This is a genomic window from Arcobacter sp. F155 (assembly GCF_004116455.1).
Lineage (GTDB): Bacteria > Campylobacterota > Campylobacteria > Campylobacterales > Arcobacteraceae > Halarcobacter.
Map to the genome: position 1 here is coordinate 22,323 of NZ_PDJU01000010.1, position 23,666 is coordinate 45,988.

The 23,666-nt window shown below is 28.0% G+C and carries 25 protein-coding genes; 23 read left to right on the forward strand and 2 right to left on the reverse strand.

Annotated features, from left to right (window positions below):
- Window positions 1-59: 59 nt before the first annotated feature.
- Window positions 60-2,126 (reverse strand): EAL domain-containing protein, encoded by a 2,067-nt coding sequence (locus CRV03_RS10735; protein ID WP_129085138.1) that lies wholly within the window; start codon window positions 2,124-2,126, stop codon window positions 60-62.
- Between the two features lie 161 nt (window positions 2,127-2,287).
- On the opposite strand from CRV03_RS10735, the gene CRV03_RS10740 reads away from it, so the two are divergent.
- The 23 genes from CRV03_RS10740 (at window position 2,288) to CRV03_RS10850 (ending at window position 22,141) form a co-directional block, all read left to right on the forward strand.
- On the forward strand, window positions 2,288-3,052 hold the full coding sequence (locus CRV03_RS10740; RefSeq protein WP_129085139.1) for an SDR family oxidoreductase: 765 nt from the start codon (window positions 2,288-2,290) through the stop codon (window positions 3,050-3,052).
- On the forward strand, window positions 3,049-3,468 hold the full coding sequence (locus CRV03_RS10745) for a nuclear transport factor 2 family protein (protein ID WP_129085140.1): 420 nt from the start codon (window positions 3,049-3,051) through the stop codon (window positions 3,466-3,468). Before CRV03_RS10740 ends, CRV03_RS10745 begins: the two co-directional genes overlap by 4 nt.
- A complete protein-coding gene (locus tag CRV03_RS10750) occupies window positions 3,461-4,717 on the forward strand; it encodes an MFS transporter (RefSeq protein WP_129085141.1) in 1,257 nt (418 codons plus the stop codon). The genes CRV03_RS10745 and CRV03_RS10750 overlap by 8 nt, the downstream gene beginning before the upstream one ends.
- Window positions 4,718-4,790: 73 nt before the next feature.
- The gene (locus CRV03_RS10755) at window positions 4,791-5,330 is read left to right on the forward strand and encodes a lipocalin family protein (protein WP_258239067.1); all 540 of its coding nucleotides are present in this window, start codon (window positions 4,791-4,793) and stop codon (window positions 5,328-5,330) included.
- On the forward strand, window positions 5,327-6,577 hold the full coding sequence (locus CRV03_RS10760) for an NAD(P)/FAD-dependent oxidoreductase (protein WP_129085142.1): 1,251 nt from the start codon (window positions 5,327-5,329) through the stop codon (window positions 6,575-6,577). The genes CRV03_RS10755 and CRV03_RS10760 overlap by 4 nt, the downstream gene beginning before the upstream one ends.
- Window positions 6,574-7,314 (forward strand): DUF1365 domain-containing protein, encoded by a 741-nt coding sequence (locus CRV03_RS10765; RefSeq protein WP_129085234.1) that lies wholly within the window; start codon window positions 6,574-6,576, stop codon window positions 7,312-7,314. Before CRV03_RS10760 ends, CRV03_RS10765 begins: the two co-directional genes overlap by 4 nt.
- Window positions 7,314-8,540, forward strand: a complete 1,227-nt coding sequence (locus tag CRV03_RS10770) for a cyclopropane-fatty-acyl-phospholipid synthase family protein (protein WP_129085143.1) — start codon at window positions 7,314-7,316, stop codon at window positions 8,538-8,540. Before CRV03_RS10765 ends, CRV03_RS10770 begins: the two co-directional genes overlap by 1 nt.
- The gene (locus tag CRV03_RS10775; protein WP_129085144.1) at window positions 8,537-9,094 is read left to right on the forward strand and encodes a DUF3833 domain-containing protein; all 558 of its coding nucleotides are present in this window, start codon (window positions 8,537-8,539) and stop codon (window positions 9,092-9,094) included. Before CRV03_RS10770 ends, CRV03_RS10775 begins: the two co-directional genes overlap by 4 nt.
- A gap of 72 nt (window positions 9,095-9,166) precedes the next feature.
- A complete protein-coding gene (thiD, locus tag CRV03_RS10780) occupies window positions 9,167-9,946 on the forward strand; it encodes a bifunctional hydroxymethylpyrimidine kinase/phosphomethylpyrimidine kinase (protein ID WP_129085145.1) in 780 nt (259 codons plus the stop codon).
- A complete protein-coding gene (gene thiE, locus CRV03_RS10785) occupies window positions 9,937-10,560 on the forward strand; it encodes a thiamine phosphate synthase (protein ID WP_129085146.1) in 624 nt (207 codons plus the stop codon). The genes thiD and thiE overlap by 10 nt, the downstream gene beginning before the upstream one ends.
- A 2-nt stretch (window positions 10,561-10,562) precedes the next feature.
- Window positions 10,563-10,931, forward strand: coding sequence for a sirohydrochlorin chelatase (locus CRV03_RS10790; RefSeq protein ID WP_129085147.1), 369 nt, complete (start codon window positions 10,563-10,565; stop codon window positions 10,929-10,931).
- Between the two features lie 90 nt (window positions 10,932-11,021).
- Entirely contained in the window at window positions 11,022-11,288 is a 267-nt protein-coding gene (locus CRV03_RS10795) for a hypothetical protein (RefSeq protein ID WP_129085148.1), read from the forward strand.
- A gap of 10 nt (window positions 11,289-11,298) precedes the next feature.
- Window positions 11,299-11,940 carry a pyridoxamine 5'-phosphate oxidase gene (pdxH, locus tag CRV03_RS10800; RefSeq protein ID WP_129085149.1) on the forward strand — a complete coding sequence of 214 codons (642 nt, stop codon included), beginning with the start codon at window positions 11,299-11,301 and terminating at the stop codon, window positions 11,938-11,940.
- 9 nt (window positions 11,941-11,949) lie between these two features.
- Entirely contained in the window at window positions 11,950-13,014 is a 1,065-nt protein-coding gene (locus CRV03_RS10805) for an EAL domain-containing protein (RefSeq protein ID WP_129085150.1), read from the forward strand.
- A gap of 11 nt (window positions 13,015-13,025) precedes the next feature.
- Window positions 13,026-14,564, forward strand: coding sequence for an AarF/ABC1/UbiB kinase family protein (locus tag CRV03_RS10810; protein ID WP_129085151.1), 1,539 nt, complete (start codon window positions 13,026-13,028; stop codon window positions 14,562-14,564).
- Window positions 14,561-14,806: a TIGR03643 family protein gene (locus tag CRV03_RS10815; RefSeq protein WP_129085152.1), complete on the forward strand. Its 246-nt coding sequence runs from the start codon at window positions 14,561-14,563 to the stop codon at window positions 14,804-14,806. Before CRV03_RS10810 ends, CRV03_RS10815 begins: the two co-directional genes overlap by 4 nt.
- Window positions 14,806-15,663 carry a UV DNA damage repair endonuclease UvsE gene (uvsE, locus tag CRV03_RS10820; RefSeq protein ID WP_164968656.1) on the forward strand — a complete coding sequence of 286 codons (858 nt, stop codon included), beginning with the start codon at window positions 14,806-14,808 and terminating at the stop codon, window positions 15,661-15,663. The genes CRV03_RS10815 and uvsE overlap by 1 nt, the downstream gene beginning before the upstream one ends.
- Window positions 15,664-15,868: 205 nt before the next feature.
- Entirely contained in the window at window positions 15,869-17,224 is a 1,356-nt protein-coding gene (gene nhaA, locus CRV03_RS10825; RefSeq protein WP_129085154.1) for a Na+/H+ antiporter NhaA, read from the forward strand.
- Window positions 17,225-17,236: 12 nt separating this feature from the next.
- Window positions 17,237-17,917, forward strand: coding sequence for a response regulator transcription factor (locus tag CRV03_RS10830; RefSeq protein ID WP_129085155.1), 681 nt, complete (start codon window positions 17,237-17,239; stop codon window positions 17,915-17,917).
- Complete coding sequence (locus CRV03_RS10835) at window positions 17,907-19,295, forward strand: ATP-binding protein (protein WP_129085156.1); 1,389 nt, start codon at window positions 17,907-17,909, stop codon at window positions 19,293-19,295. The genes CRV03_RS10830 and CRV03_RS10835 overlap by 11 nt, the downstream gene beginning before the upstream one ends.
- A gap of 300 nt (window positions 19,296-19,595) precedes the next feature.
- Window positions 19,596-20,837, forward strand: a complete 1,242-nt coding sequence (locus tag CRV03_RS10840) for a putative DNA modification/repair radical SAM protein (RefSeq protein ID WP_129085157.1) — start codon at window positions 19,596-19,598, stop codon at window positions 20,835-20,837.
- Complete coding sequence (locus CRV03_RS10845; RefSeq protein ID WP_129085158.1) at window positions 20,834-21,562, forward strand: TIGR03915 family putative DNA repair protein; 729 nt, start codon at window positions 20,834-20,836, stop codon at window positions 21,560-21,562. The genes CRV03_RS10840 and CRV03_RS10845 overlap by 4 nt, the downstream gene beginning before the upstream one ends.
- A gap of 66 nt (window positions 21,563-21,628) precedes the next feature.
- Window positions 21,629-22,141: a lipocalin family protein gene (locus CRV03_RS10850; protein WP_129085159.1), complete on the forward strand. Its 513-nt coding sequence runs from the start codon at window positions 21,629-21,631 to the stop codon at window positions 22,139-22,141.
- 15 nt (window positions 22,142-22,156) lie between these two features.
- On the opposite strand, the gene thiI is transcribed toward CRV03_RS10850, so the two are convergent.
- Window positions 22,157-23,623: a tRNA uracil 4-sulfurtransferase ThiI gene (gene thiI, locus CRV03_RS10855; RefSeq protein WP_129085160.1), complete on the reverse strand. Its 1,467-nt coding sequence runs from the start codon at window positions 23,621-23,623 to the stop codon at window positions 22,157-22,159.
- Window positions 23,624-23,666 lie beyond the last annotated feature (43 nt).

The following is a 23,666-nucleotide window of genomic DNA, read 5'->3' on the forward strand; positions in this document are numbered from 1 at the left end:
ATCAAATTATATAACTAAATAGTATCATAAGAGTAATAAAATGAGGTTAAAAAATATACTTAATTCAATAATTCAGGTTCGTGGTGGTAAAAACCTTGTGAGTAGTCGATTTTTAGAGACTTTACTATCTCGTCAACTTCTTTATTATGAATAAATTCTGCTACAGTTTGAATATTTAAAACTTTTGCAAAATTTACAATAGTAGAAACTGTAAGTTTAAGGTTGTCATTAATATGAATATTTTTGATTAATGAACCATCAATTTTTAGAATATCAACTTTTAATTTAATAATATACTCAAAGTTAGAATAACCTGTTCCAAAGTCGTCAATTGCTACTTTACAACCCAGTTTATGTACTTCTTTTATAAATGCTCCAACTTCCTCAAACTTCTCTATCTCTTCAGACTCTACAATCTCTAAAGTAACTTTGTGGGCAGTATTTGTCTCTTTTAGTTTAGAAATAAGGTAATCAATAGTTTTTCTATCTTTAATGTCTTCAATCATTAAATTAATAGAGAACTCTTCATCTTTATCTTTAAAGTAGTTACAAGCTTTGTCTATAACAATCTTTGTCATCATAGGATATAGTCTTGCTTTTTTTGCATGATTTAAAAACTTAAATGGAGAAACAATAGTTCCATCTTCTAATCTTAATCTCATTAAAGTTTCATATTTATATTCACTAGAAGTATTACAAACAATCTTTTGACCATAAATTAAAATATTGTCAGTTTCAATTGCCGTTTTTATCTGTTTTGTTAGCTCAATATTCTCTCTTAATTCTTTATAGATAGGCATATTTTCATCAAAGATTACAATATCTTTATGGGTTTGTTTTGCCCATTGTAGAGATACTTCTGCTTGAGTTAATAGTTTATCACCATGTCCAGCTAAACCAACACTATATGAAATATCAAACTCATATTCCCCTATTTTATACTTTTGAATTAAAGGATTATGAATAATACTATCTGTTGTTCTTAATAACTCTTCTTCTGAAATATTCCCATATGCTAATAATCCAAAAACATCCCCAGAAAGTCTATATACTTTTAGGTTAGTTGATCTATGTTTAACTAATCTTTTTGAAAGAGTTTTTAATATCTCATCCCCTACTTCAAAACCGTAGGCATCATTAATATCTTTAAATCTATCGATATTGATTAAAGCAAGTTTTGGTTTTACAAACTTTTTTATATCATCTAATAGTCTTTGTCTGTTTGGTAAAGAAGTTAAATCATCAGTAAACTGCTCATAAATAACTTTATCTTTTTCAAAAACTTCAGTTAAATCATTTCTAATACCGATAAACTCTACAATTTCATCATTTTTATCTAAAATAGGAACAAGAGTTGTATCAACAAAATATGAATCCCCATTTTTCTTTCTGTTTTCAATTACACCTTTGAAAACCTCTTTATTCATAATTTTTCGCCAAAGTGTTTGAAAAAACTCTTTTTTAGTATTTGGATGTCTAATAATATTATGACTTTGCCCGATTAATTCTTCTCTGCTATAGCCTGAGATTTTACAGAAGTTATCATTTACGTAAGTGATAATACCCTTTTTATTTGTTTTTGAAACAATTGAACTTTCATCTAATGCTTTTCTAAACTCTTCTAGTAAAAAGATTTTATCAATTAATTGTTCCCATTGATGGTCAGTTTTTAGTATTTTATTTATTTCAGAAAAGTATTTATTTTTATTTTTTAATTTTTCATTTTTCTTTTGTAAGTTTTCTTCGTACTCTTTCTCTTTTGAAATATCTCTAAAAGTTGTAAAGAACATTTGTCTGTGGTCAATTGTTACTGCTTTTAAAGTAATTTCAACTAAAAACTCATTGCCTTCTAAGTCTTTATGTAACCATTCAAACTGCGTAAAACCTTGCTTTATACACTCATGAAAAATTTCATTTGCTTTCTTTTCAGAGTTTTGACCATCTGGTTGATTTTTTGGTGATAATTGAGAAGGATGAAGCTTATAGATATCCTCTTTTTTATTGACTTTGAAAACCTTTGCCATGGCATCGTTTGCCTCAACAATCAAACCATTGTCAATAATAAACATAGGCATATGGGCATTTTCAAATAGATCTTTATAATAAATATCATTAATGTAAGCCAAAAAAAGTCCTTCAATAACCAAAAATAGTATATATATTATACATCAAAAAAGTTTATAGGCTAGTTAAGGGTAACAATAGTCTATATTTTTCCTATATTTTGACAAAATAAACCTATTAAAACTACTTAATTAAATATATAATAAAATAAAAAGAGTCTATCATGGAAACTTCAAACAAAAAAATCTGGTTAGTTGGTGGAAGTAGTGGTATAGGACTAGAATTAGCAAAAATAGTTTTAGAAAATGGCTTTAAATTGGTAGTTAGTTCAAGAACTGCATCAGAAAATGAACAACTTTTAAAACTAAAAAGTTCATATAAGGATAATATCTATTTACTAGATTTTGATGTAAAAGATACTAAAAACGTCCAAGCAAAAGTAAAAGAGGCTTGGGAAGCCTTTGATGGCTTAGATATTTGGTTTTATAATGCAGGAGCTTATGAAGTCATGGATATGAAATCATGGGATTATAATAAGTTTGCACAAATGAATAGTACAAACTATTTAGGTGCAATAAATATCATGACAACTATTTCAAAATATTTTATAAAACAAAAAAGTGGTAAATGGGTTTGGAACTTAAGTCTTTCTACATATTTTGGACTTCCAAAAGGCGGTGGATATTCTGCTCCAAAAACAGCTTTACTAAATCTTGCACAATCAATTCATCCAGAGCTAAAAGAAGAGAATATTGATTTACAAATTATAAATCATGGCTTTGTAAAAACTAGACTTACAAATAAAAATAACTTTGAAATGCCTCAACTTATGGAAGCAAACTTTGCGGCTAAAGAGATTTTTAAAGGTATTACGAAAGACAATCGCTTTGAGATAAGATTTCCTACAAAACTAAGACTATTTCTACAGTTTTTGAGTCTTATTCCATATAAGTATTCCCTTGCGATTACAAAAAGGATGTTAAAATGAAAGCTCAAAACTATGGCTTATTTTTCGAGTCTATCAATAAAGACACACCATTAAAAGAGTATGCAAAATATTTTGATTTGAATGCAAAATTTAAAGACCCTTTCCATGAAGTAAAAGGTTTACAAAATATTTTTAGAGTCTTTTTAAATATGTATAAAAAGTTAGATGAACCAAAATTCAAAATTGATGAGATAGTTGAAAATAGAAATATTGCTTATATTAAATGGACTTTTACTTTTAGATTTAAAAAAGAAAAAAAGACTCAAAGTTTTGAAGGAGTTAGTAGAGTTATTTTCAACTCAGATGACAAGGTAATTCTACATGAAGATTTTTGGGATGCAGCTTCAAATCTATATGAAAAACTACCTGTGGTATCATTACTTATAAAATTTATAAAAAGAAAAATAAATGACTAAAGCAACTTTAACCTACTATAGTCTTCTTGCTGTTCCTTTAGCAATACTTGGACTTCCATTGTATATTTATTTGCCAACATTTTATGCAAAAGATGTTGGAATAGATATGGCTATTGTAGGTGGTACGCTTTTTTTAGCAAGACTATTTGATGTTTTTTTAGACCCTTATTTAGGTTATTTAAGTGATAAAAGCAAACAAATATTTAACTCAAGAAAACCTCTTGTACTAGTTGGAGCTATTTTATTAACTATTAGTTTTTATTTACTTATAAATCCAAATGAAGAGTATGCAAATCTTTGGTTATTTACCTTTTCATTTATAGTTTATATTGCTTGGAGTATGGTTAATATTCCTTATCTTACTTGGTCAGCAGAGATTACTTCAAATTATCACTTCAAAACAAAGCTAAATAGTGTACGAGAGATAGGAACAATTATTGGTGTATTAATAGCTTTACTTCTTCCTTTTCTATTCTCTATTTCAAATAATACAAAAGAGGTTTTAGATTTACTATTTGTTGTTTTTCTTATACTTTTTACTTATTTTACTATTGTTTCATTACTTAAAATAAAAACAGTTACTACAAAAGATAGTGAAGATTTTAAGATTTCATATTTAAAAACTATTTACAAAGAGTTACCGAAAATCAAAACACTTCAAATAGGATACTTTTTTAATAACCTTGCAAATGCAATTCCAGCAACACTATTTTTGCTTTTTGTAGAGTTTGTAATAAGAAAACCTGATTCAAGTGGTTTACTATTGATATTATATTTTTTATCAGGGGTTTTAGCGCTTCCTGTGTGGACTGCTATTTCTAAAAAAATCAGTAAAAAAAGAGTATGGATTTACTCTATTATTTTAGCCTCTAGTGCTTTTATTTTTGTTCCATTTTTAGATGAAAATAGTTTTATTCCTTTTTTAATAATATGTGTTGTTTCTGGCTTTTCTTTAGGAGCTGATTTGGCTTTTCCAACTTCAATTCATTCTGATTTAACTCAAAAAGCAGAAGAGATAAAAAGTAACTGTTCTGGTTTACTTTTTGGATTATGGGCAATGATTACAAAACTATCACTTGCCTTAAGTGTGGCTATATCTTTTGGTATTTTAGGACTTTTTGATTTTGATAAGATTAATCCAAATGAAAACTCTATTTTAATACTTGCCCTACTTTATGGTTTAGCTCCTGTTATTTTAAAAGTTATTGCAATATTTTTTATCAATAAATATAAAGAAGATAAACAATAATTTATTAACTGACATTTTTTTTATACAAAAATCCTTCAGTAACATATAAAATGTCTATTGAAAGGAGTTTGATATGAAATCAATAATTTTAATGCTAAGTATAGTTTCCCTACTATCTGCGTCTCAAACTTCTTTTAAATTTAATGCACCAAAGCCCGTTGAATACGTCAGTCCTAAAAGTTTTGCTGGGCTTTGGTACGAAATAGCTAGAACTTACAATAAATTTGAAGAAAACTGTGTAGCTGCTACAGTTGAATATAAACCAATTAATAACAATAAATTAAAAGTTTTTAATAGATGCTTTGAATATGAAATTGATGGAAAACTAATCTCTTATTCAGGTGTTGTTGAACCTCTATTAGAAAACAATCTTGCACAACTTGATAAAACCTATTATTGGATTTTTTCTAAAGAGTATAGTATTATCTATTTAGACAAATCTTATCAAACTGCAATTATGAGTGATGAATCTATGGAAAATCTATGGATTATGCATAGAAATCCTTTTATAGAAAAACAAGAACTAGACAAACTGCTTGTATTTCTAAAAGAGTATATGGATACATCAAAATTAATATTTACAAAACAAGATAAGAATGGAAAATACAAATGAGAAATAAAAGATTAAAAATAGCAGTACTAGGAGCTGGAATCAGTGGATTAGGCTCTGCATATTTATTAAGTAGAAAACATCATGTTGACCTTTATGAAAAAAGTTCAAGACTAGGTGGTCATGCTAGAACTACTTTTGTAAAAGAAGATGATAAAGAGTTTGGTGTAGATACTGGTTTTTTAGTATTTAACCATGAAACCTACCCTTTACTAACAAAACTTTTCAGAGAACTAAATGTTAAAATTGAAAACTCTGATATGAGTTTTGCATTTTGGGATACAAAATCAAATACAGCTTATAATGGGCAAGATTTAAAAGGTATGTTCTTTCAAAAGAAAAATCTATTTAATCCAAGCCACTATATTATGATTAAAGATATTCTAAAATTTAACAAAAAAGCAAATGAAGATTTAAAAAATGACAGTGAAGATTTAGATTTAAGTTTAGGAGAGTATTTAAAACCTTATTCAAAATACTTCAAAGATAGATATATTATTCCTATGGGAGCATCAATTTGGTCAACACCAACTAAAAAGATGAATGAGTTCCCAGCAAGAGCTTTTTTAAACTTCTTTAAAAATCATGGCTTATTAGGAGTTGATACTCACCACCAATGGTTAACTGTAAGTGGTGGTTCAATAAATTATGTAAATAAAATTGCCTTAGAAATTTCTGGAAAAATATATACTAACTCTACGGTTAAAAGTATAAAAAGAGAAAATGACAAAGTTATTTTAATACATGAGGACTTGAGTGAATCTATTTATGATAAAGTTATTCTAGCTATGCACGCACCTGATGCACTTAGTATGCTAGATGACCCAACTAATAATGAAATGAATATTCTTTCGAGCTTTAAATACAAAGATAACGATGCTGTTTTACATACAGATACAAAAGCTCTATTTCCTAATAAAAAAGCCTATGCAGCTTGGAATTATAAAACAGATGGGAAAGAAGATAATGTAACTCTTTCTTATTGGTTAAACACACTACAAAATCTAAAAAAGAAAAAAGAGTATTTTGTCTCTTTAAATGAAACACAATCTTTAGATAATGTAATTGAAAAAATAAACTATTCCCACCCTCAATTTGATTTAAAAGCTATAAAAGCTCAAGAAAAAAGAGAGCTTATAAATGGGAAAAACAATACATATTATGCAGGAGCATATTGGAGATATGGGTTCCATGAAGATGGATTATATAGTGCAAATACTATTGCAAAAGAGTTTGGATGCCAGTTATGAAACACTTAATTTTTGATGGAATGATTTATCATAAAAGACTACTACCAAAAGAGCATAGTTTTAAATACAAATTCTTTATGCTTGATATTGATTTATCTTCTATTGAAAATTTAGAAAATAGACTATTTTCATATAACAAATTCAATCTATTCTCTTTTTATTCAAAAGATCATTTTGGAAATAAAAAAGAGTTCTTAAAAAATATAGATTTTTTATTAAAAAGCTTCGCCATAAAACCTACTGAAAAAATGAGATTTATAACTCTTCCTAGAATTGCTGGTTTTGTTTTCAATCCAATTAGTGTATTAATTCTTTTTGAAAATGATAAGCCTTCTTTTCTTATTGCAGAGGTTCATAACTACAATGGTGGAAGAGTTATCTATCCAGTGAAACTTTCTTCTTGGAATGGCAAAATATTCCAAGGAAAAACGAAAAAAGATATGTATGTTTCTCCATTTTTTAAAAGGGATGGAGATTATGAGTTTTCACTAATCTATGATGAAAAAATACTAAGTTTAGATGTAACTCTTTTTGAAGATGAAAAGAAAAAATTAACTTCAACTTTTACAGCAAAAGCAAAAGAGTTTACAACTCAAAACTTAACAAGCCTGTTTTTTAAACATACGTTTTTAACTTTTTGGGTTGTTACAAGAACAATTTATCAAAGTATTAAACTAAAACTATTGGGTTTAAAATGGAATAAACCCATTCAAAAAGATACAGTAAGGAGATACTAATGGAAACTTTCTGGAATAAAATCGGAGATAAATTTTTATCTAAAATAAAAAGAGGTGACTTAGAAGTTCACTTTAGTAATGGACAAATTAAAACCTATGGTGATAAAACTTATCCAAAAGCAAAACTTATTTTAAACAATGCAAATCTTTTTAAAAGACTTACTTTTTATGGAGATATCGGTTTTGCAGAAAGCTATATGGATAAAGATTTTGATTGTGAGGATTTAACTTCTTTAATCAAAATTGCTCTTTTAAACTCAAATGAACTTCAAACAAAAAGTGAAGATGAAAAAGGTTTTAGTCTTTATAATCTATTTCCTTTTTTTAATAAAATCAAACATACTCTTAGAAAAAACTCTAAAACAAGAGCACAAAAAAATATTCAAGAACACTATGACTTATCAAATGATTTCTTTAAACTAATGCTTGATGATACGATGATGTACTCTGCTGCTGTTTTTCAAAATGAAAATGAAGACCTATTTGAAGCTCAAAATAGAAAACTTGATGTTTTAGCAAAGAAACTAAATCTAAAAAAAGGTTCAAAAGTACTTGAAATAGGTTCTGGCTGGGGAGCTATGGCTATGCACTTAGTAAAAAAGTATGAGTGTGAAGTTACTACTTTAACCCTTTCAAAAGAGCAAAAAAAGCTTTGTGAAGATAGATTTAAAGAGCATAAAATAGAAGAATCAATAAATATTATGCTGAAAGACTACAGAGATATGCAAGGACAATTTGATGCAATTATTGCAGTTGAAATGTTTGAAGCCGTTGGACGTGAGTACTTTGATATCTTCTTTAAAAAGTGTCAAAGCCTATTAAATCCAAGTGGTGTTTTAGTTATGCAAATAATTACAATGCCTGACCAAAGGTATAGTTCATATTGCAAAGGAACAGATTTTATTCAAAAGTATATCTTCCCAGGTGGACATCTTCCAAGTGTAGGGAAAATACTTGAAACAACAACAAAACATACAAAGCTAAACCTTCTACATATGGAAGAGTTTACAGAACACTATGCAAAAACACTAAATGTTTGGCATCAAAATTTTTTAGATAACCTTGAAGAAGTGCAAAGACTAGGTTTCGATGAATACTTTATTAGAATGTGGAAGATGTACCTTTGTTATTGTGAAGCAGGTTTTTTAACAAGAAATATCAACCTTGTACAACTTGTATTTACGAGATATGAAAATATGCATTTAAATGAAGGACTTGTAGCATGAAAAATTTAACTAGATTTTTTAGCAGTTTTTTTATTGCTTTAGCAATTTTATTTTTTACAGGATGTAGCAAAATGCAAATAGAAGATTTTAAAAATAAAAGCCCTGAGTTTATTCCACAAGAGTATTTTAATGGAAAACTAACTGCCTATGGTTTAGTAAAAGACAGAAGTGGGAAAATCATTAGAACTTTTAAAGGAACACTTATTGGTTCTTGGGATAAAAATGGAGTTGGAACTTTAGATGAAGAGTTTGTTTATGACGATGGTGAAGAGCTTACAAGAGTTTGGAAACTAGTTCCCACAGGAGATAAAACCTTTGATGCAACAGCAGGAGATATAGTAGGAACTGCTAAGATGCAAGCTTTAGGAAACACTGTTATGATTGATTATGTAATGAGAGTTCCATACAATGATAGTACTATTGATATTAGTGTAAAAGATTGGCTTCACTTACAAGAAGATGGAGTAATCATAAACCACTCAAAAATGAAAAAGTTTGGCTTTACAGTTGGAGAACTTGTAATTACTATAATAAAAGATTTTCCTAAAAAGTAATTTTTAATAAATATTTTAAATTGCTTTAAAGTCAAACTTCAAGACAATATGCAAAAAAGATGAAGGATTTTTATGAAAGTAGTACTTTCAATTGCTGGAAGTGATAGTAGTGGTGGAGCTGGTATTCAAGCTGATTTGAAAACCTTTGAAGCCTTTGATACTTTTGGTTGTAGTGCCCTTACTGTTTTAACAGCTCAAAACACTCAAGGAGTTACAAATATTCAAGAAATATCTCCTTCATTTGTACAAGAACAGATACAAAGAGTTTTAGAAGATTTTGAAGTAAGTGCGATAAAAATAGGAATGCTTTTTTCAAATGAAATAATTGATATTGTAAGAGAAACAATTAAAGATTTAGATATTCCTATTGTATTTGACCCTGTATTTATCTCTAAAGCTGGTTCAAAACTTCTAAATGATGATGCAATTGAAAACTTAAAAACACTATTTCCATATGTAAATATCATTACTCCAAATCTATATGAAGCAAAAGCTTTGTTTAATTATGATGTATTAAATGAAAAAGCCATAGAAGAGATTTCTAAACTTCCTTGTAAAGTAGTTATCAAAAATGATATTGTAAAAAAAGAGAATGAAGATTTTAGTATGGATACTTTCTTTGACAATAATGATAAAAAAGTGTTCTATACAAAACTTATTGAAACTACAAATAATCATGGAACAGGCTGCAGTTTTTCAAGTGCTATTGCTGCGAATATAGCTTTAGGAAAATCCTTAGAAGAAGCAATTAAAATATCAAAAGAGTTTATATACCAAGCAATTTTAAATGCACCAAACATAGGTCATGGAAAAGGACCAATTGCACATAAAAAAGGAAAAGAATGTCTGTAAATTTAAATGGTTTATATGTAATTAGTGATGATAAACTAACACCTAAAGAGACAATTCTATTTCAAATAGAAAAAGCCTTAATAGGTGGAGCAACAATAGTACAATTAAGAGATAAAATCTCTTCTGATGAAGAGATAGAAAACCTAACGTTAAAATTGCAAGAACTTTGTAGAAAATACAATGCCTTATTTGTATTAAACGATAGAGTTGAACTTGCAATAAAACTTCAATGTGATGGTTTACATATTGGAAGAAGTGACCATCATAGAGTTGAAGAAATAAGAAAAGAGTATAAAGGTGTTCTAGGTATTTCTTGTTATGGTGAGCTAAATCTTGCTAAAAGCATGGAAGAAAAAAATGTTGACTATGTTGCTTTTGGAGCATTTTTTGCATCTTCAACTAAACCAAATGCAGCTGTTGTAGATAAAGAAGTTATAGCTAAAGCAAAAGAAGAATTAAGTATTCCTGTTTGTGTTATTGGTGGAATTACAAGTGATAATGTAAAAGAGCTGATAGAAAAAGGAACTGATATGGTTGCAGTTATAAGTGACATATGGCAGAGTAAAAATATAGAAGAGAAATGTAAAAGTTTCAAAAAATCTTTTGAAGGATAATTATGAGAGCGATTATTTTTGTAGCACATGGAAGTAAAAAAGAAGAATCAAATGAAGAGTTTTTATCTTTAGTTGAAGAACTTTCTCACAAAGATAGATTTTATGGATTAAAAAAAGCAGCTTTTTTAGAGATTGCAACTCCTGATATAAAAAGTGTTGTAACAGAACTAATAATAAAAGGTGCGAGAGAAGTTGTTCTTTATCCTTATTTTTTAAACTCTGGAAAACATGTAACTAGAGATTTACCTAAAATAGTAGAAGAGTTAAAAGAAGAACACAAAAACATTATGTTTAAACTACTTCCTCACTTTGGGCAGTCAAAAAAGATTCAGGACATAATTATCGAAGACATAAATCCTCTTTCTACATAAACTGACATTTTTTTACTACAAAGATTCTACTTTATCTATTAAAATTCATTATAATATATAAACTGCATATTAAAATGTAAAGGAGCAATAATGCTTAAAGAACTAATTTACTCTGGACTTGGAGCTGCTGTTATAGTAAGACAAAAAGTAGAAGATGAGATTAAAACCTTAGAGAAAAAAGGGAAAATCAAAAAATCTGATGCTAAAGAGTTCCTAAAAACTTTAGAAAAAAAAGGAAAGATTGAAGATAAAAGAATCAAAAAACAGATTAAATCTTTAATCAAAGAAGTTATCGACGAGCTTGATTTGGCTACTAAAAAAGACTTAAAAAGATTAAAAGAAGAGCTTAAAAAATAAAGGAAGTTTTATGCCTGACTTAACAAAGATGAGACAAGAGTACATCTCAAAAGGCTTAGATAGAGAAGATTTAGAAGAAACACCTTTTAAACAGTTTGAAAAATGGTTTAGTCAAGCACTTGAAGCTGAACTTATAGAGCCTAATGCATTTACACTAAGTACTGTTGGAACTGATTTAAAACCAACTCAAAGAACTGTATTACTTAAGATGTATGATGATAAAGGTTTTGTGTTTTTCTCAAACTATAAAAGCAAAAAATCACAACATATTGATGAAAATCCAAATGTCTCAGCACACTTTGCTTGGTTAGGTCTTGAAAGACAAGTAAGAATAGAAGGAAAAATTGAAAAAATCTCAAAAGCTGCTTCTATGAAATACTTTTTATCTAGACCTAAAGGTAGTCAACTAGGAGCTTGGGTTTCACACCAAAGCCAAGTAGTAAACTCAAGAAGTGTTTTAGAATCAAAATTTGATGAAATGAGAAAAAAGTTTTCAAAAGGAGAGATTCCCTTTCCTTCTTTTTGGGGTGGATACCAAATAGTTCCTACTTACTTTGAGTTTTGGCAAGGTGGATTAAACAGACTTCACGATAGATTTGTTTATGAACTAAAAGATGATAATTCTTGGGATATTTATAGATTAGAACCATAAAGGAAAATTATGCCTTGTAATAGATGTGATATAAAATATGAGTTTAGTAATGTTGCTTCTAAAATTTATTTTATAAGTGAATTTGATGAGCTTATAACTAAAGTAAACCTATTTTTAAAGAAATTAAATATTCACTTTGAAAAAATTGAAAACATAGTCTATATAGATGTAGAAAATACAAAAGAGTTCTTCTATGAAAATATAGATGCTATTGAAACAACTTTTAACTCTTTAGAATCAGAAGATATAAAAGTTTTTATTGATTACAACAATGAAGGACTATCATATAAAGCAGTTTTAAATTCAAAACCACTTCAACGATATATAAATATGATTGAAGATGAAGAGTTCTTTGATGTAATAAAAAATCAATCTTTAACTTCACATTTTCAAGCAATAATTGATGCAAAAACTGACCAGATTTATGGATATGAAACTTTAGTTAGAGGTGTTAGACCTGATGGAACTTTAATCTACCCAAATGAACTATTTGAAAAGTCTACTAGAAATGATATGAACTTTAATCTTGATAGACTTTGTAGAGAGAGTTCTTTAAAAACAGCAGCTACAAAAAAAGTCAAACAAAAAGTTTTTATTAACTTTCTTCCTACTTCTATTTATGACCCAGAGTTTTGTTTAAACTCAACAGTTAAATGGGCAAAACAACTAGAGTTTGATACTTCAAATATTGTTTTTGAAGTAGTTGAAACTGAAAGTATAAAAGATCAAAAACACTTAAAAAAGATACTTGAATTTTATAGAGAACAAGGCTTTAAAATAGCACTTGATGATGTAGGAGAAGGATACTCTAGTTTAAATATGATTATAGAGTTAAAGCCTGATATTATAAAAGTAGATAGAAATATCATTTCAAATATCAATAATGATGAACTAAAACGTTCAGTTTATAAAGCTTTGTTTAATCTTGCTAAAGAAAATGGTATTGAGATATTAGCTGAAGGAATTGAAACACCTTATGAGTTAAATACAATAAAAGAGATTGGCGTTGATTATATGCAAGGATACTATTTCAATAAACCAATGCCAGAACCTATTAGAATGATATATCATTAAAAGGATTTATTATTAAATTTTATTCACCACTTAGAGTTTATAGGGTTTTTATATTTTTACTAACAGTTTATTTAGTTATAAAAAGAAAAGATAGCTTTTTATTTATTAAACCACTTAAACCTAAAAAGTTAAAACATACAATTGTTAAACTAGGGGCTTCATTTATAAAACTTGCTCAAGTTCTTGCTACTAGGTCTGATTTTTTTAATGAAGAGTATTTAGAAGAGCTTAAAAATCTTCATGACCAAATTCCTCCTATGAAGGAAAAAGATTTTGAAGAGATTTATAATATTGCTTTTGAAGAAAAGCAAATTTTTAAAGAGTTTGATAAAGAACCAATTGCTTCTGCTTCTATTGGACAAGTTCATAAAGCAATCCTAAAAAACGATAAGAAAGTAGCAGTAAAACTAAGACGTAAAGGAATAAAAAAGCAAGTCTTAGCTGATATAAAAATCATAAATATTTTTAATTCATTATTTAAACCTCTATTTTCAAGTTATACAAAAAACTCTATTGAAGCAGTAATCTCAGAGTTTTCAAAAATGATTGTTGAGGAAGTTAGTTTAAATCAAGAACTACAAAACCTAAAAAACTTCAAAAAAGTATATAAAAAACAAAAGGTGAAATTTCCAAAAGCATATAAAAAGTACTCTTGTGATGATGCTTTAGTTATGAGTTTTGAAGAAGGTTTTAGATTTGATGATAAAGAGAATATCTTTAAACATAAAATTGATTTTAAAAAGATTATCTCAAATCTAGTAGACTTTTACACAACTCAAATGCTTATAAATGGATATTTCCATGCAGACCCACATCCAGGAAATCTACTTGTAAACAAAAAAGGTGAGCTTATTTTACTTGACTTTGGTATGGTAAAAACAGTTCCAAATGATAAAAGAGTTGCAATAATTGAGCTTATAAAAGCTGCAAATGAACAAGATTATGAAACATATATAAATGCAAGTAAAAGACTTGGAACAATAGCTTATGAAGCACCTATAGGTGAACTAACTGAATTTACTTCAAAGATGTTTGATATTTTCTCAAATGATAATCTTGATAGTGAGTCAATGCAAAAATTAGCTTTTGAAGTATTAGAAAGTACTAGAGATTTACCATTTAAACTTCCTAGTGATGCTATTTATATTCTTAGAGTTAGTGCTATTGTAGAAGGTCTTGGAACAACATATATTGAAAACTTCAATGGTGTAAAAGATATCTTACCAATTTTACAAAAAAATCTTCCAAAAGCTCTTGGTGCAAAAGAATCGATAAGTGAAACTATTATTGAAGAAGTAAAAGATTTACCTTTTATTGTAAAAGATTTTAAGACAATGATAAAAAGAGCGAGTGAAGGGAATCTTGAAGTAGAACTTTCAAGAAATCAACTTGAATATCTTCAAGAATCAAGTAAAAAGCAAATCAAAGCTTATGGTGTCTCTTTTGCTTTCTTTTTTGCTGCAATCTTTTATTTACTTTATGGTTTTGAACCAAAAGAAGTTTCATTAGCTCTTTTTGCATTTGGATTTATAAGGATTTTATACAAATGAAAAATATTGAGTTAAATATAGAAGATAAAAACCGTTTAATACAAATGGCTTGGCAAGATAGAACTACTTTTGATGGAATAAGAAAAGAGTTTAATCTTACAGAGAATCAAGTAAAAAATCTCATGCGTGAACTTATTTCACCACAAGCATATAAAAGATGGAGAAAAAGAGTTCAAGGAAGAGTAACAAAACACGAAAAAAAAGTTGATTTTAAACCAATTAGATTTAAAGGACCATGGTAATGTATAGATTTGGATTTTTTTGTTCAAAAAGTGATAATAGCTTATCAACAAATAGAACTATGAATTTAAACAACCTAAACTATGAAAATGTTGAAAAAAAAGTAAAACAAAATGCTAAAGAGCTAATTGATTTACTAGAGTACTCTAAATCCCAAGACTACCCTATTTTTAGACTGGGAAACTCTTTTGTTCCTTTTATTTCTCACAAACTATTTGATATGGCTTGGCTTGATAAACTAGCACCTATTTTTGATGAGACAAAAGAGAGATTAAAAGATTTTGATATAAGAATTACAATACACCCTGGACAATATACAGTTTTAAACTCTCCAAAAGAGAATGTTATAGAAAACTCATTAAGGGAGTTAGAGATGTTCTTTTGGCTATTTGATAGGCTAGGAATTGATGAAAATGGAACAGTTTTAATTCATGGTGGTGGAGCCTATGGAGATAAAGAAACTGCATTAGAAAGACTTATTGAAACTATAAAAAAAGAGAGTTGGTTAAAACAAAGACTTGCTTTAGAAAATGATGAGAGAGTTTATACAGCTGAGGAAATCCTTGGAGTATGTCAAGCAACAGAAATACCAATGGTTTTTGATATATATCATCACAGTCTAAACTTAAGTGAATTTAACCCACAAGATATACTAAAAACATGGGGAAACAGAAGACCTAAAGTTCATCTTTCTTCTAAAGGTGATGGAAAGTTTGGAAATCATGCTGACTATATTGAAGCAAAGGACTTCTTTGAGCTTGAAAAGATGTTTCAAAATGATACTAAAAATATAGATATTATGGTTGAAGCAAAGAAAAAAGAGCTTGCAATACAAAGACTAAGAGATGATATAAAGTAATAAAGTTTTTAATTATTTAAATTCTCAATCTTTACAATTCCACGTTATTTATAAGTTATAAAATATTAATAGTAAAACTCAAATAGTAGCTAAGAAAATTATTACCAAGAAAATGTCAAGAAAAAATGTATAAATATCTTGACATTTAATTTGTATAATTTGACACTTTACAAATAAAAATAGTTAAAAATTACTAGGAGTTTGAATGAAACTATACGCACCTTGGGAAAAAGCTTTTAAGAAAGTGTCCACACCTTTTGAAGAATTTTTACATGCCCAAACCACTACAGGCTTGATTTTAATAATAACAACAATATTAGCATTAGTATTAGCAAATAGCCCTTTATATGATGTATATTCACACTTTTTTCATACATATATTGATTTAAACGTAGGTTCATGGGAACTTTCACATTCACTTCATCATTGGATAAATGATGGACTTATGGCAATTTTCTTCTTTTTAATTGGTCTTGAAATAAAAAGAGAGATTACAGCTGGTGAACTATCAAATATAAAAGTAGCAATGCTACCTATTTTAGCAGCAATTGGTGGTATGGTTTTCCCTGCACTTATTTATACAAGTTTAAACTACGGAACAGCTGGTGCAGCAGGTTGGGGAATCCCAATGGCAACAGATATCGCTTTTGCTATAAGTGCTTTAGTTTTATTAGGTAAAAGAGTTCCAACTACACTTGTAACATTCTTAGTTGCACTTGCTATAGTTGATGACTTAGGAGCTGTTTTAGTTATCGCTATTTTCTATACTGAAACTATCAATATGGTTGCACTAAGTTTAGCAGGTCTTATGTTTGCTTTAATGATTGCCTTTAATAGATTTGGTATTCATATGATATTACCTTACTTTGTTGTAGGTTTAATAATGTGGTTCTTCATGTTAGAATCTGGTGTTCATGCTACAATTGCAGGTGTTTTAGCTGCATTAGCAATACCTTCAACTCCCAAAAGAGCTCCAGAAACATTTACGCAAGATACAAAACATTTATTAGATGAGTATGACAAGTACCCAGTTCAAGAAAACCATATGATGCACGAAAAGCAAAAAAAGATTCTTACAAATATAAAAGATAAAATTGACCAAGTAGGAACACCTGCTGCAAGGTTAGAGCATAACCTTCATTTACCAGTTGCCCTATTGATTATTCCTATTTTTGCTTTAGCAAATGCAGGTGTTAAAATTGATTTTAGTTCAATTGGTACAACAATCTTAGAGCCTGTTTCTTTAGGTATTATTTCAGGACTTATTTTAGGAAAAGTTATTGGTATCTTTGGTGTTTCATGGTTAGCAGTAAAACTAAAAATTGCAGAGCTTCCAAAAGGAAGTAATATGAGTCAAGTATTTGGAGTAGCATTCCTAGGTGGTATAGGATTTACTATGTCAATATTTGTTGCAGACTTAGCCTTTGTTGGAAACCCTGAACTTATTTTCCAAGCTAAAATAGGAATCCTAAGTGCTTCTTTATTTTCAGGTTTATTTGGATATTTTTGGTTAAAATCAGTATCATCTAAAAACAAAGAACAAAATGATATAACAAAATAAAAAAGGTAAAAAGTGAAAAGTAAAAGTGTGCTATTGATTGAAGACAATATTGAACTACAAGAACTTATAAGCACATTTCTAAAAGATTATAACTATACTTGTGTTGTGTATTCAGAGCCTTTTGAAGCATTAAAAGAGTTTGAAGAGAACCACTTTAAGTATTCAATAGTTATTTTAGACTTATCACTTCCTAGAATGGATGGCTTTGACCTTTTTAAAAAAATTAAAAAAATAAAAAATATTCCTATTATCATCTCAACAGCAAGGGATGATATAGGAAACAAAATCTACGGCTTTGAACTAGGAGCTGACGACTACTTATCAAAACCCTATGAACCAAGAGAGTTAGTTCTTAGAATTGATGCAACACTTAAGAGATACAATGATAGTGAAGAGATTCAAATAAATGATTTAAGAATTGACTTAAATAAAAAAAGAGTCTTTTTAGAAAATCAACAAATTGAATTTACTAAAATAGAATCAGAGATTTTCTTTATGTTTATAGAAAATATGAATAAAGTTGTATCAAGAGAAGATATCATAAATCAAACATCATTAAAAGAAGATACAAAAAATAGAACTATCGATATGCATGTTAGTAATATTAGATTTAAGATAAATGATGATTCTAAAGAGTCAAAATATATTAAATCAATTTGGGGTATAGGGTATAAATTTATAGATGACAATTAGGCAAAGACTTTTTATCTCATTTTCACTAATACTACTTATTATATTATCTATAATAGGAGTATTTTTTTATACAATCTTCAATCTAAGTGAAATACATAAAAGTCAAACCCATAGATATGATCAAATAAGAAGAGTAGAAAAACTAAAAGAATACAATAACTCTTTTTCATGGATTGTGCTAGATATTGTAACTGACTATGAAAAAATGGATGTAGTAAAAAAACGTCTTGAAAAATCTGATAAACTTTTTAAAACTTTGATTATAAAAAAAAGAGTAACAATAGAAAACTCTGAATCAATAATTGAAAAACAAAATCTACAACAAATCTTTCAATATTTTGAAGAGATTGAAAAACTTATAAAATATGAACTTTATGAGCTTGTTTTAATCAGTAAAGATGAAAAGAACTTTACACCTTTCAATAAAAACTTCGAAAAACTAAGCTTTAAGATTGATAAGCTTTTAAAAGAAGAGATAGAATATTTGCAAACAAGACTAGATAAAACAGAAAAAGATAGAAATCAATTTATTGATACTATTAAAGTAGAACTAGTGTTTCTTTTTATAATTGCTTTCCTTTTATCTTCTATCATCTCTTCACGTATTACAAAACAGATAAAAGATAAGCTTGATAAACTAAACAAAGGTGTTTTACAGCTTTTTAAAGATGATGAAACTACCATTAAAATAGATATTGGAAAAAACAATGAGTTAAGTGAAATAACACATAATCTAAACTCATACCTTGAAAAACAAAGTGATATTATTCACTCAAGAGAAGAGCTGTTAAGAAATATAAGTCATGAACTAAAAACACCTATTTCAAAAGCAAAATTCCTACTTGAAAATCTAAGACACAACAAAGACAATAAACAAATTGATAGTCTAAATAGTGTTTTTGTAGATATAGAAGAGCTAACAAGTAAACTTTTACAAAGGGAGAAATTAAACTTTGCAAAAGTAAACTCTTCGAAATTTAAAACTAGTAGTTTAATTCTTGAATCATTATCTAAACTCTCTATTGATGATGAGTCAAAAGTAGAAGTAGATATAAAAGATGACTTCAATATACATGCAGATAAATACTACTTAACAATTGCACTTAAAAATTTAATTGATAATGCAATGAAATATGCAGATGAATACCCTATTGTAATTGAAGCTAGTGAAAACAAAATAGAAGTTAAAAACATTGCAAAAAAACTTTCAAGTGACCTTATTTACTACACGCAACCTTTTACAAGAGAACCAAACCAACAATTAGGTCATGGATTAGGACTAAATATTGTAAATAAGATAATTCAAATGCACGATTTTAAACTAGATTATACTTATAAAAACCCATATAACATCTTTTCAATTACTTTTAAAAACTAAACTTTGTCAAGATTTTGTCAAGTAATAACACATTCCTATATTGACACTTATTCTATAAAATATAATTAGTTTTAAAGAAGGAGATAGTATGAGTTTTCTAAGAAACCTAATTGTTTTAATAGCCGTATCTTTCACAGCTATCGGTTTTATTAGTGCAAGCTTCTAAGACAGTATAATTCCTAATAAGTAAAACTACCAAAGACTATGGTAGTTTTACACCCTCACATTAAAATCCCAAACAAAACATTACAAAATGCAATAAAACAATAAACAAGAAATATTTTGAGTTAAAATATCTTTATGAGAAAAGATATTTACGAAAAGATGCAAATACTTGCAGATAGTGCAAAATATGATGTAAGCTGTAGTTCTAGTGGAAGTGATAATAATCACAAAACAGGAGAATTAGGAGCAACACACAATAGCGGAATCTGTCATACATTTACAGCTGATGGACGGTGTGTATCTTTACTTAAAGTTCTACTTACAAACTTTTGTATTTATGATTGTGCTTACTGTATAAACAAAAAAAGCAATAACATAAAAAGAGCTGCTTTTTCACCAAGAGAGTTAGCTGATATTACAATCAATTTTTATAAAAGAAACTATATAGAAGGTCTATTTTTAAGCTCTGGAATTATTCAAAGTGAAGATAACACTATGAATATGATATTAAGAACCCTTAAAATACTAAGACATGAATATAGATTTAATGGCTATATCCATGTAAAACTAATTCCAGGCTCTGATGAAAAACTTATTGAGCAAGTAGTGGCTTTAGCAAATAGAGTTAGTTCAAATATAGAACTTCCAAGTGATAACTCCCTAAAACTTCTAGCACCAAATAAAACCAAACAAAAAGTTTTGCAGCCCCTAAAACATGCAAGGGAAAAAAGTCTAGAAAAAGATACAAAACCAATAGGAATGAGTACTCAACTAATAGTTGGAGCAACACCTGAAAGTGACAAAGATATCTTAAAACTTAGTTCTGTTTTATATGATAAAGCCTTGTTAAAAAGGGTATATTATAGTGCATATATTCCAGTAAATGATGATAAAAACCTTCCTGCAATAATAAATAAACCTCCACTTTTAAGAGAACATAGACTTTATCAAGCTGATTGGCTTTTGAGATTTTATGACTTTTCTTATGATGAAATAGTAAGTGATGAGTTTCCGAACCTTGATGAAGAAGTAGACCCAAAAACCTCTTGGGCACTTTTAAACTTACAATATTTTCCAATGGAAATAAACAAAGCAAGTAAAGATGAGCTTCTTAGAATCCCAGGAATTGGAGTAAGAGGTGTATTTAAAATACTTAAAGCTAGACGTTTTAAATCTTTAGATTTTGATGATTTAAAAAAGCTAAAAATATCTCTAAAAAGAGCAAAATATTTTATAACTTGTAAGGGGAAGTACCATAGTAAAACTCCTTTTTATAAAGAGGATATAAAACAAGCAATAATTGCACCACCTAAAAAGAAAATAATACAACCTTCACTATTTGATATAAACTATAGTCATATAACAGGTGAATTATGATTTTAGTTTATGATAAAACATTTGAAGGTTTTTTAACTTTAGTTTATGATGTGTACTATGAAAAACTACAGCCAAAAAAAATTCTAACTAAATTTCCAAACACTCTACTTTTAGAAGATATATTAGAAATAAAAACAGATGAAGAAAAAAGCCTAAAAGTTTTAGAAGCTATGAAGAAAAAGTTTCCTAAAAAGTGTTTTGAATTAATACTTAATATTTTCATGTGTGATACAAAAGAGTTTGAACTTAATCTGTTAAGATACATCATTTTAGGTTTTAGAGATAGTAATGAACTTTTCAATATAAACCAAAAGGAAGTTTTCTTTTTACAGAACCTAGAAAAAGAGCTGTTTAGACATGTTCATAAAATGACAGGATTTGCTAGATTTGAAGAGCTTAAAGATGGAACCTTATATGCAAAAATTGAAACAAAATTCAATATAGTCTACTTCTTAGGAAAACACTTTTTTAAAAGATTAAATAATCAAAACTATATTATCCATGATATTAATAGAAAACTTGCATTTATAAAAAATAGTGACTTTTTAGGAGTTCAAAGTATTGCATCATTTGAAGAACCAAAACTATCACAAAATGAACAAAAGTTTAAAAAACTTTGGACTACTTTTTTTGAAGCAGTAGCAATACAAACAAGAGAAAATAAAAAGTGTCAACAAAACTTTGTACCCCTATTATATAGAATATACATGACAGAGTTTTTATAAACTTCTATAAAATACCTACTAAAAAACAATATTTTTTTATATACTAAAATAAAAAGGGAAACTAAAATGAAAAATATTTTTCTTGTTACGCTAGTCTTATTTTTGTTTACAGCTTGTTCGTATAAAGACCCAAATATAAAAAGTGTACAAAACGTTGATTTAGATAGATATATTGGTTCTTGGTATGAAATAGCAAGGTATGAACATAAGTTTGAAAAAGATTGTAAAAATGTAACTGCAACTTATAGTATTAAAGAAAATGACAAAATAGAAGTAATTAATAGATGTACTAAAATGACTACAGGTGAAAAGACAGAAGCTATTGGAGAAGCTTATGCTGTTGATAATACAAACGCTAAATTAAAAGTATCTTTCTTTTGGCCTTTTTATGGAGACTATTGGATTATAATGCTTGATAAAAACTACTCTTATGTAGTAATTAGTGAACCAAGTAAAAAATATCTTTGGATTTTATCAAGAGAAAAAAAGTTAGATGAAAAAACAAAAGAGAAGATTTTAAAAAGATTAGAGTCTTTGAATTATGATTTATCTAAACTTATTTGGACAGTACAAGAGTAAAAAAGTTGTATAGACCTATTGGGGTCTATACACTTTAATATTGTTATAACCTTTTGAATCAATTAGATACTGAGCATGTAATTGACTTAAAATACCTTTATCACAATAGAAAAGATACTGTTTATCTTGAGGAAGTTTCTCAAACTGAGCTTTTAGTTTGAAAAATGGTATCTTTATAGTTTCACAAGAAGTTTCAATACAATCATCACTTTGTCTAATATCAATAATTGTATAATCTCCACTTGAAATATCACTTACAACATCAACTTTACCTATTTCACTTACATCTTCATCAATTTCATTTACATTTATTGTAATTGCGTCTTCAACAGCTTTATCTAAAACCTCATAATTGAATTTTTTTGCTTCTTTTTCCATTCTAGAGAAAGAACCATGAACAATAGGATTTTTAGAAATAACACCACAATATTCTGGCATAGACTCTGCAAATCTTCTAGTTCCTATTTGATTTGCCATTTCCATAATTTCAGGTTTATTCATAGTTGCTAATGGTCTTAATACAAGTTTATTTGTAACTTGGTCAATTAATGCAAGATTTCTTAGAGTCTGACTTGAAACCTGAGCAACACTTTCTCCTGTAAGAAGTGCTTCAATTCCCATCTTATCTGCGATTTTTTCAGATGCCATAAGCATAAGTCTTTTTAGTGTAACACCCATATATGATTGGCTAGTTGAGTTAAAGATTTCTGTTACAACATCCTCAAAAGGAACAGATGTAAAAGTTATTCTATGAGAACTTCCATATTTATTCCAAAGGTAATATGCAACTTGCTTAACTCCAATTTCATGAGCTATTCCACCAAGATTAAAGAAGACAAAGTGTGTTTTAATTCCTCTTTTCATAGTTAAATATGAAGCAATAGTAGAGTCAAAGCCACCAGACATAAGTGATAAAATATCACCTTGTGTCCCAATAGGAAAACCTGATAGACCTTGATACTTTTGTGTAATAATATTTAATTGCTTGTTAATAAGTTCAATATTTATAGTAACTTCGGCATCTCTTAAATCAACACCTTTTGAATCAGGATTTTTTGCAAGCATATATCCACCAATATTTCTTTCAATATCAGTTGATTTAAAATCATGTTCCCCTGTTCTTTTTGCTCTTACTACAAAAGTTTTTCCTTGTACTTCTTTAGCTGTATATTTATTTACAATCTCTTTCATTTCATCAATTGTTGTGATGTTATCAAATTGTAAAGCCTCTAATACAAGCTCGATTCCTGAAGTATTTAGTAAGTTTTGTCTAACTTCTACAACTACTTCAATAGGACATACAATCTCTATTTTGTCAAAAAACTTTTTATACTCTATATCATTGCTAATTCGCCCTAGTATTGTTCGTATGTTGTTGTAAAGCTGGTCAATCATTTGCCTTTTAGCTTTAGTACCTTTTACCATAACTTCTGGAAAGAACTTAACAATAAACTTTTGCGTCTTTGCTTTTGATTCGCTCATTATTTAAATACCTTATTATTTTATAAAGTCGCGATTATACCAT

What these genes read in the sequence shown, in the direction of transcription:
- CRV03_RS10740 (WP_129085139.1), top strand. Translation starts at nt 2,288, where the DNA reads ATGGAAACTTCAAACAAAAAAATCTGGTTAGTTGGTGGAAGTAGTGGT.
- CRV03_RS10745 (WP_129085140.1), top strand. Translation starts at nt 3,049, where the DNA reads ATGAAAGCTCAAAACTATGGCTTATTTTTCGAGTCTATCAATAAAGAC.
- CRV03_RS10750 (WP_129085141.1), top strand. Translation starts at nt 3,461, where the DNA reads ATGACTAAAGCAACTTTAACCTACTATAGTCTTCTTGCTGTTCCTTTA.
- CRV03_RS10755 (WP_258239067.1), top strand. Translation starts at nt 4,791, where the DNA reads ATGAAATCAATAATTTTAATGCTAAGTATAGTTTCCCTACTATCTGCG.
- CRV03_RS10760 (WP_129085142.1), top strand. Translation starts at nt 5,327, where the DNA reads ATGAGAAATAAAAGATTAAAAATAGCAGTACTAGGAGCTGGAATCAGT.
- CRV03_RS10765 (WP_129085234.1), top strand. Translation starts at nt 6,574, where the DNA reads ATGAAACACTTAATTTTTGATGGAATGATTTATCATAAAAGACTACTA.
- CRV03_RS10770 (WP_129085143.1), top strand. Translation starts at nt 7,314, where the DNA reads ATGGAAACTTTCTGGAATAAAATCGGAGATAAATTTTTATCTAAAATA.
- CRV03_RS10775 (WP_129085144.1), top strand. Translation starts at nt 8,537, where the DNA reads ATGAAAAATTTAACTAGATTTTTTAGCAGTTTTTTTATTGCTTTAGCA.
- thiD (WP_129085145.1), top strand. Translation starts at nt 9,167, where the DNA reads ATGAAAGTAGTACTTTCAATTGCTGGAAGTGATAGTAGTGGTGGAGCT.
- thiE (WP_129085146.1), top strand. Translation starts at nt 9,937, where the DNA reads ATGTCTGTAAATTTAAATGGTTTATATGTAATTAGTGATGATAAACTA.
- CRV03_RS10790 (WP_129085147.1), top strand. Translation starts at nt 10,563, where the DNA reads ATGAGAGCGATTATTTTTGTAGCACATGGAAGTAAAAAAGAAGAATCA.
- CRV03_RS10795 (WP_129085148.1), top strand. Translation starts at nt 11,022, where the DNA reads ATGCTTAAAGAACTAATTTACTCTGGACTTGGAGCTGCTGTTATAGTA.
- pdxH (WP_129085149.1), top strand. Translation starts at nt 11,299, where the DNA reads ATGCCTGACTTAACAAAGATGAGACAAGAGTACATCTCAAAAGGCTTA.
- CRV03_RS10805 (WP_129085150.1), top strand. Translation starts at nt 11,950, where the DNA reads ATGCCTTGTAATAGATGTGATATAAAATATGAGTTTAGTAATGTTGCT.
- CRV03_RS10815 (WP_129085152.1), top strand. Translation starts at nt 14,561, where the DNA reads ATGAAAAATATTGAGTTAAATATAGAAGATAAAAACCGTTTAATACAA.
- uvsE (WP_164968656.1), top strand. Translation starts at nt 14,806, where the DNA reads ATGTATAGATTTGGATTTTTTTGTTCAAAAAGTGATAATAGCTTATCA.
- nhaA (WP_129085154.1), top strand. Translation starts at nt 15,869, where the DNA reads ATGAAACTATACGCACCTTGGGAAAAAGCTTTTAAGAAAGTGTCCACA.
- CRV03_RS10835 (WP_129085156.1), top strand. Translation starts at nt 17,907, where the DNA reads ATGACAATTAGGCAAAGACTTTTTATCTCATTTTCACTAATACTACTT.
- CRV03_RS10840 (WP_129085157.1), top strand. Translation starts at nt 19,596, where the DNA reads ATGAGAAAAGATATTTACGAAAAGATGCAAATACTTGCAGATAGTGCA.
- CRV03_RS10845 (WP_129085158.1), top strand. Translation starts at nt 20,834, where the DNA reads ATGATTTTAGTTTATGATAAAACATTTGAAGGTTTTTTAACTTTAGTT.
- CRV03_RS10850 (WP_129085159.1), top strand. Translation starts at nt 21,629, where the DNA reads ATGAAAAATATTTTTCTTGTTACGCTAGTCTTATTTTTGTTTACAGCT.
- thiI (WP_129085160.1), bottom strand. Translation starts at nt 23,623, where the DNA reads ATGAGCGAATCAAAAGCAAAGACGCAAAAGTTTATTGTTAAGTTCTTT.